General features: G+C 63.9%; 3 protein-coding genes. 2 read left to right on the forward strand and 1 reads right to left on the reverse strand.

Features of this window, described 5'->3' with window-relative positions:
* The first annotated feature begins 83 nt into the window (after nucleotides 1–83).
* Entirely contained in the window at nucleotides 84–6,290 is a 6,207-nt protein-coding gene (locus AC1DYM_RS13105) for a hypothetical protein (RefSeq protein WP_477338956.1), read from the forward strand.
* On the opposite strand, the gene AC1DYM_RS13110 is transcribed toward AC1DYM_RS13105, so the two are convergent.
* Nucleotides 6,211–6,993, reverse strand: coding sequence for a hypothetical protein (locus tag AC1DYM_RS13110; RefSeq protein ID WP_477338958.1), 783 nt, complete (start codon nucleotides 6,991–6,993; stop codon nucleotides 6,211–6,213). The two genes, AC1DYM_RS13105 and AC1DYM_RS13110, sit on opposite strands and share 80 nt — an antisense overlap.
* Nucleotides 6,994–7,315: 322 nt before the next feature.
* Here AC1DYM_RS13110 and AC1DYM_RS13115 point away from each other — a divergent pair, with 322 nt between their 5' ends.
* Nucleotides 7,316–7,750 carry a hypothetical protein gene (locus tag AC1DYM_RS13115; RefSeq protein WP_477338960.1) on the forward strand — a complete coding sequence of 145 codons (435 nt, stop codon included), beginning with the start codon at nucleotides 7,316–7,318 and terminating at the stop codon, nucleotides 7,748–7,750.
* Nucleotides 7,751–8,200 lie beyond the last annotated feature (450 nt).

Genomic DNA, 8,200 nt, shown 5'->3' on the forward strand with positions numbered 1-8,200 from the left:
AAGGCACGCGCCCACTCCGTGACCTTGCCCGGCGCCAGCCGAGCAACGAGGCACGGCGCCGGGCCACTCCCACGGATACGACGATGAAGACGAAGAAAACCTCCCCCCGGCAACGCCCGCTGGCGGCCGCCCTGCAGTGCGCTCTCCTGAGCGCCGCACTGATGCCGTCCTTTGCGATGGCGCAGACGGTGCCCGGTGGCAACAACTCGCCGCTCAACTACACGAACACCGGCAACACCCCGCCCGACCAGACCCTGATCAACCAACCCGGCCCTGCCGGTGGCGACGGCGCGGCTTACACGATCGAGCTGCAGCCTGTGCAGGACGTGCGAGGCGGTTCACTCCAGGCGCTGTTCAACGTGAGTAGCACAGGCGGCAATGGCGGCGCCGGTGGCCCGTCGGATGTCGGCTACGGCCCCAATGGCCCGCAAGGCGGCACAGGTGGCGCAGGTGGCGCCCTGGGCTTCACGGTCGATGCGCCGTCGCCGAACTATTCCGCGATCGAGAACTACGCTACAGGTGGCTACGGGATTTCGCTGGCCAGCCAGGGTGGCAATGCCGGCTCCGGCTCGGATGCCCAGAACAATGGCAACGGTGGCATTGGTGGCACGGGTGGCGCCGGCGGAAAGGTGGTCTTCAACCTCAATGGAAATGCCAGCTACCCAGCCTCACTGAATTTCATCGAGGCCACGGGTGCGGGAGTGAACCTGTATTCGGGTGGTGGTCGCGGTGGTGACAGCGGCGAAACCCAGGGAGGCATCGGTGGGCCGAACGTCACCGGACGCAAGGGTGGCTCGGGCGGAGACGGCGGCGAGGTCGACGCGAACCTCAACGGCAACCTCAACGGTTATGACGGCGGTTCGGGCCTCGTGGCCGTAAGCATGGGCGGTGACGGTGGTACGGGTGGCACCGCGGAACAGAACACCGGGAAGGCAACAGGTGCCGATGGCGGCGACGCCGGCAATGGCGGCGTCATCAACATCAACCTACTCGGTGGCGCCGTAGCCGCCGCAGGTCCGGCTACGGCGGGAACCGGCAAACAAGAAACCTTCGATAGCGGGAGCGATCCCAACCAAACCGTGCCACTCGATACCTCGGTCACCGCGGGCGGCATCCTGGCCATGAGTCAGGGCGGCCTCGGCGGCGTGGCGGGTACCGTCGACGGTGCCGTAACGGATGCCGGCAACGGGGCAGCGGGCGGAACGGGCGGTACCGTCACGCTCGACCTTCAGGGCTCGAGCCTGCCGGCGTTGAACAACAACGCCATTCTCAGCACGACCGGGTACAACACCTTCGGCGCCATGGCGCTGTCGGCAGGCGGCAACGGCGGCACTGGCAACTCCGGTTCCGGCGTGTACTTCCGCAAGGGCGGTGCGGGCGGCACCGGTGGCGACGGCGGCGGCGCCTTTATCAACGTTGCCAATGACACCACCACGCCTTACGCCAAGATCGTCACGGCCGGCGACGATGCCGATGCGTTGGTGGCGATGAGCGTCGGTGGCGGTGGTGGTTACTCGGGCGACCTCAACGACAGCGGCGGCGGCGGCGTCTTCTCCGTGTACATCGGCGGCGAAGGTGGAAATGGTGGCGACGGCGGCAACGCCAAAGTCAACAACGGTTACTACGACGCACAGGGATTCTTCCACCCGGGCGATGTCATTGCCACCACCGGCACCTTCTCCCGCGGCATAGTCGCCCAGAGCGTCGGCGGCGGTGGTGGTCGAGGCGGCGATGCGACAAACACGGCGCTGGGTTCGGCCGTGACCATCGGTGGTTCCGGTGGCAACGGCGGCGTTGGCGGCCTTGCCCAGGCTTTCAATTACGGACTCATCGATACGTCGGGGCAGCATTCGTCCGGCATCTTTTCGCAGAGCGTTGGCGGTGGTGGTGGCGCCGGTGGCGGCGCATTATCACGCGCGATCGGCGCGCAGATCGCCGTGTCGATTGCGGTCGGCGGCGACGGCGGCAAGGGTGGTGATGCCACCGAAGCCGACGCATACAACATTGGCCAGGTACAGACATCGGGAGGCAATGCGCATGGCATTTTCGCGCAGGCGGTTGGTGGTGGCGGTGGCCTCGGTGGTACGGCGGCGGCACAGAACTACAACACGAGCATTCCGGACGAACCGAGCATCACGTTGACCACCAGCGTGGGTGGCAAGGGTGGTGCTGGGGGCGACGGCGGACTCATCAACGTCATGAACTCGGGCCTTCTGCAGACGCAAGGCCAGGATGCCTACGGTGTGTTCGCACAGAGCGTCGGTGGCGGGGGTGGCGCCGGCGGCGATGCCACGGCGACCAGCATGGCCTATCAGCAAGCAAAGCTCGCCGTGAGTACATCGATAGGTGGCTCGGGCGGTGCTGGCGGTGACGGCGGCCAGGTGAATGTCTGGAGCAGCGGCCTCATCACCACGGCCGCGGACAAGGGCATCGGCATCTTCGCGCAAAGCGTGGGCGGTGGCGGCGGCACCGGTGGTGTCGGCACCACCGACCAGGGCGGCTTGTATTCTGCCGGCAACTACAGCACCCAGTTGTCGGTCGCCGTGGGCGGACAGGGTGGCGCCGCCGGTCAGGGCGGCGACGTACTCGTCAATAACTACATCAGCCCCAACAGCACCGATCCAGGTTACTTCGCGAACCCGAGCGTACTTCAGGACCAGGACATCACTGGCTCGGGCGGCATCCTCACTGTCGGTGACCTCGCCGCCGGCATCTTCGCCCAATCCGTGGGCGGCGGCGGCGGAAACGGCGGTGATTCGACGGGTAAGGGCAGCAACGGCCAGGTGAACGTCAACGTTGCTGTCGGTGGAGGTGGCGGAGCAGGCGGCGACGGAGGCAATGTCACCGTACACAACGGCACYGGCGCGATCAAAACGATGGGCGCCCAGTCGTACGGCGTGATGGCGCAGAGCGTCGGTGGCGGCGGTGGCACCGGTGGAAACGCGGCCACGGGCTCCGCGGACGATCCGGAATACCTCTACCCGAAGCTGGTCGCCAACCTAGTCGCCAACGACTACGGCAAGGATCCCAGCGCCTTCACCCAGGTGACCAATAATCTCTGGGACTGGAAGGACAACGTCAAGGGCGCGTGGGACGACAAGAACACGCTGGATGACCTGTACAACGCGACCATGGATGCCAACGGCGTGGTTACCAAGCCGTGGTACTCGGGTTTGACAGGAAGCAACCTCACCATCGACGTCGGTGGCGGTGCAGGCGGCAAGGGCGGGTCCGGCGGCGATGGCGGAGTCGTGTCGATTGATTCGTATGGCTCCATCGTGACGAATGGTCCGATGGCTTACGGCATGTTCGGTCAGAGCGTCGGCGGCGGTGGCGGCGTGGGCGGTGGCTCCGCGCCTGTCACGGCGAACGACAAGCTGCACGACTCGCTGATCGAATCTTCGATCGCTGTCGGTGGTAGTGGCGGCAAGGGTGGCAACGGCGGTGATGTAACCATCACCAACTATGCCAGTGGCGTAATCGAAACCAGCGGCGACCTGTCGTACGGCATGTTTGCGCAATCGATCGGCGGCGGCGGCGGTGTGGCAGGCGCATCCACGCCCGATGCTGGTCTCGGCAATCCGATAGCGCTGAGTTTCGGCGCAAGTTCAACCGATGCGAACAGCGTGGTTTCGGGACATGGCGGCGCCGCGACGGCCGTCAACAGCGGCTCGATCCAGACCACGGGTGACAATGCGGTCGGCATGTTTGCGCAGTCCATCGGTGGCGGTGGAGGCGTGGTCTCGGTGATGGGTCAGAGCCAGGACCCGAGCACCGGCCTCTACCACTCGTCATCGCAGACGCTGGTCCAGGGCACGGTCAAACCAACGCTGGGGCAGAACTACGATTCGTCGGGCAACATTGGCGGCAACGCCACCGTGCAGCTCAACAGCGGCGGCACGGTCAGCACGCAGGGCGTCAACGCGTTTGGTGTATTGGCACAGTCGATCGGCGGCGGTGGCGGCCTGATGGTGATCGATCCGAACAATCAGGTCACCGTGGATCAGCTGGCGCCCAATCCGGACAACTATGCGCCGTCAGGCGGCAACAGGGCCGGTGCGGTGAACGTGACGACGCAGGGCCAGACGAACATCACCACCCTGGGTAACGGCGCAGCGGGCATCGTCGCGCAATCGCTGGGTGGTGGCGGCGCGCTGGTCAACGGCATGGATGGGGTGAACCTGACCCAAGGCTCCTCTCAGGTTTACCAAGACCGCTGGGACATGGGTATGGGCGGATCGGTGACGGTAAACAACAACGCCGACATCACCACCACCGGTAACTATGCGCATGGCATCTTCGTCCAGGTGGCTTCCGGCACCGGCGGCGTTATCGGTCGCACCAATCCCGCCAACGATGCCACGGCGACGGGCACGGTGTTTCGCAGCGGCATGGGCGAGGCCATGTATTGCGGTGGAAAGACCGCTTGTGGCGGCGCGGCCGCGGTAAACCTGCAGGCGGGAACGATCACGGTGTCGGGCTTGCACAGCTGGGGCGTGGCCATGGAATCGGAGAACGTGAGCTTTGTCCAGGAGGAGAATGGGCCGAAGGTCGACCAGAGCAGTGTTGCGCTCAATGTATCCAGCGATGCGGTCGTCATAGCCAAGGGCCAGGCCGACGGCGCGGTGCTGCTCAACGCATCCGGTACGAACACCGTCACGAATGCGGGCATCATTGAGGCGACCGGCTCGGATGCCTATGCGATCAGTTCAGTGGGCAAGTCATTCAAGGTGATCAACCAGACAGGAGCCACGCTCCTGGGTAACATCGGTTCAAAGTGCAGTGGCGATTGCGAGGATATCGCGACCGCTCGCTCGGCCGTCGACAACCAGGGCACGATCAATACTGGCGATGTCCTCGACCTGGGCGGCGGCGAGCTGAGCAATGCAGGCGTGGTCAGCATCCATGGCAGTGATGCTGGTGCGACGACGCTTACAGGTAACTACAGCGGCGCGGGCCAGCTCGTCTTCGATGCGGATTACGCGCATGGCAAGGCCGACAATCTCGTGGTGAACGGCACGGCCGAGGTCGCCAGTGTGGTCGTCCGTCCAATGACGATGCGCAAGCAGACGGTGCCGATCCTTTCCGCCTCCGGTGGGTTGAGTCTGGACCCGCAGCTGACTGCGGCGAGCACGTCAATGCTGTTCTCGACGCGACTGGATCACGATGCGAATACGCTTTATGCCACACCTGAGGCGCATTTGAGCGACATGGCTGCTGGGATGGGCGAGACCAACCGCGTGGTCGCCGATCACCTGCAGAGCCACTTCGACCAGGGCATCCCGATGGATGACGGCTTCACGGCGCTTTCGAAGGTGGCCTCACCGGCAGCGTATGGGACCGCGCTTAGCAGCATGAGCGGCCGCGCGCTAGGCAGTATCGGTGCGTACCGCTTCCAGAGTAGTCGCGACTTCGTCGGCAACCTCAATCAGGGTTGTGCATCGGACTCAGCGCAGGACGATTGCACCTGGGGCCGGATGCAGGCCAACGGTGCCAGCCAGGGTGAGACCTCGGACGCGCTCGGCTACCGTGCCAACACACAAACCTATGAAATGGGCGTGCAGCATGAGCTGGGTGGTGGGTTCACGCTAGGTGGCGGCATCGGCTACGAGAACAACTCGTTCCGCGATGCGGATGGCCTTGGCAGCGTGAAGGGCGACGGTGTGCTGGCGGGTATCGGCCTGCGATACGACCATGGCCCGTTCGAAGTCTCCGGTATCCTCGATGGCGGCTACGGAAGCTACGACAGTAACCGTACAGTGGTCGCCGGCTCCCGTGTCGATCAGGCCAAGGCAAGCCCGGACGTATGGAACGCGGGCATGCATTTCCAGGCCAGTTACACCTATGACATGGGTCACAACAGCTACCTGAAGCCCTTCGCCGAACTGCGTGGCATCGAAGTGCACGGCAGCGGCTACACCGAGCGTGGCAGCTCACCGTTCAACCTGGCCGTGAGCTCGCAAAGCCAGTTCTCCATGGGTGGCGGTCTGGGCTCGGAGCTCGGCACGAAGTGGATGCTCGGCAATCGTGCACAGCTTGGCCTGCACATGACAGGCGCCCTAGAGTCCTCCGGCGGCACCGACTGGACGACGCGGGCGCGCTTTGCCGATGAGAGTGCCGGCAACACGTTTAATGTGCACACCAACGTGCCGAGCACGTACGGCCGGGTCGGTGTGGGCGTGGACATGCTCAACTGGAAGAGCCTGGACATCAGCCTCGACTACACGGCGGAGTTCGGTGGCGGCTACCGTGCCAGCACCGGCACAGCCCGGGTGGCATGGCACTTCTAGGCCGTCGGCCGCGCAGAGCTGGCAGGCGCACCGCGAAGATTCTGGAACGGTTTGCGCTAAGCCGTTTAATGCGCGAAAGCTGTGCTATTGAGTCGAGTGCCCGACGGCGCGAGTCCGCGAAGAAACTCATCGACAAGGTCGGCGCAGACGTTGGCCACGAGCTCGTGCCCGGGCCGATCACGCAGTGCACGCAGTTGATCGATAAAGCTTCGAGCAGCGTTCTGACAGTCGAACTAGTCAAAGCCGTTTTTTTCTTGCGAAGCATGGCCAAAGCGCGAGCGGCGAGGCGTGGCTGGCGAGGGGCGGACAGAACCCGTCCTGCAAGAAAGATGAGCTGCAGCCGCCCGTCGATTTCGCGCGTTGCGACAAGGGAGGTCACCTGATCGAACACTCGATGAACCTCACCGTCGATCAACGTGGCGTAGTGCGAAGCGAGTAGTCGCGACCACCAGGGTTCGAAGAGCGGCCAGCGATCCTTGTCGACGCAACGAATGGCGAACACGTGCTGATAGCCGGACACGAAGCGATGCCACCATTGTCTCTTAAGGCCGGGGACGAAGCAGACCAGCCAGTCAACCTCCTCGAGCGAGACGGGGGAGCCGTTCTCGTCGGCCTCGAAGGCTGACGGGCTGCGCTCCGCAAGCGACACGCGGGCGGAGGCACGAGGCAAGGGTTTGAGCGATGTGGATGTGGTTGTGGCCATGGGATTCTCAATGTGTGGGCAAGGGCTATCGAATGACTCGCAGGAAGGCGACCGTCAGCGCTCCGATGGCTGCGAATCGATGTGTGCGAGCAGCAGCGCCTGCTGGTCGAGGGAGCGCACGATCATCGTCATCCAGGCGGTGCGGATCGGCGTCGCCTTCGTGATCAACGGCGTTCCCGGCTCCGGTCTGCTCGTGCTGGCAGTATTGCTGTTGGGGATAAGGAAGACAGCTGACGTAGCTCGAAAGGGGATACGTACAAATACCCATTCGGGGGTCACGGAGCGGTGCTTTACTGCCTTGCAACCCGCTAGGAGATCATCGATGAACACCCGCATCCTTCTCAGCTTCGTCGCCCTGGCCACGAGCCTGGGCTTTACCGCTCCGGCCCATGCCGCTCCGTTGCAATGCACGATGCGCTTCGACCTCTCGTCGTGGTCGGTCATCTACAAGCGCACCACTGGAACGGGCACCATCACGTGCTCCGATCACTCGAGCATGAAAGTTGAGTTGAGTGCGCACGGCGGCGGGCTGACCGTCGGCAAGGCCACGATCAAAGGTGGAAAGGGCACCTTCACCCACGTGAAATCCATCGACGAAACATTGGGCACTTACGCTGCCGCCGATGCGAGCTTCGGTACGCCGAAGGCAGGCACGGCCCAGGTCATGACCAAGGGCGAGATCTCCCTATCCCTGGCCAGTGCCGGCAGGGGACTCGGCGTCAGCCTTGGCGGTCTGACGATCGAGAAGGTGCCCTGAGGGCAGGGGAGAGACCTACTGGATGATGTTTCGCTCACAGGCGAGAGGACTAATTATGTCCGACACCGAAGACACGGGCACAATTCAGGTGACTCGGCGCCGGCGGAAAGCAGTCTCGCTTCAACTCATAAAAGCGAATCTAGATGACTCTTCTCAAAGGGTCGTAGCTCGGAAAAGCGCCCGTCCCTAACCTTGTTCGGCCAGTCCGGGTCGCTCAGAAGAGCGCGGCCTACTGCGATGAGGTCAAACTCATCGGACGCCATGCGGCGGAGCACTTCATCCAGGGGGTCGACGGACGCGCCTCCTGATGAGTCGCAAAGTTTTTCCATGGTCGGTACTCGCATCACCGACGGTATGGTGCCCGAATCCAGCGATGTCGAGCGACTTACGATGCTGCTGGGGCGTCACGGCTCCCCGAGAACTGCTCTGCTACGGTGCTAAGAGGAAGGG

The organism is Luteibacter sp. P1_D3 (assembly GCF_056406135.1).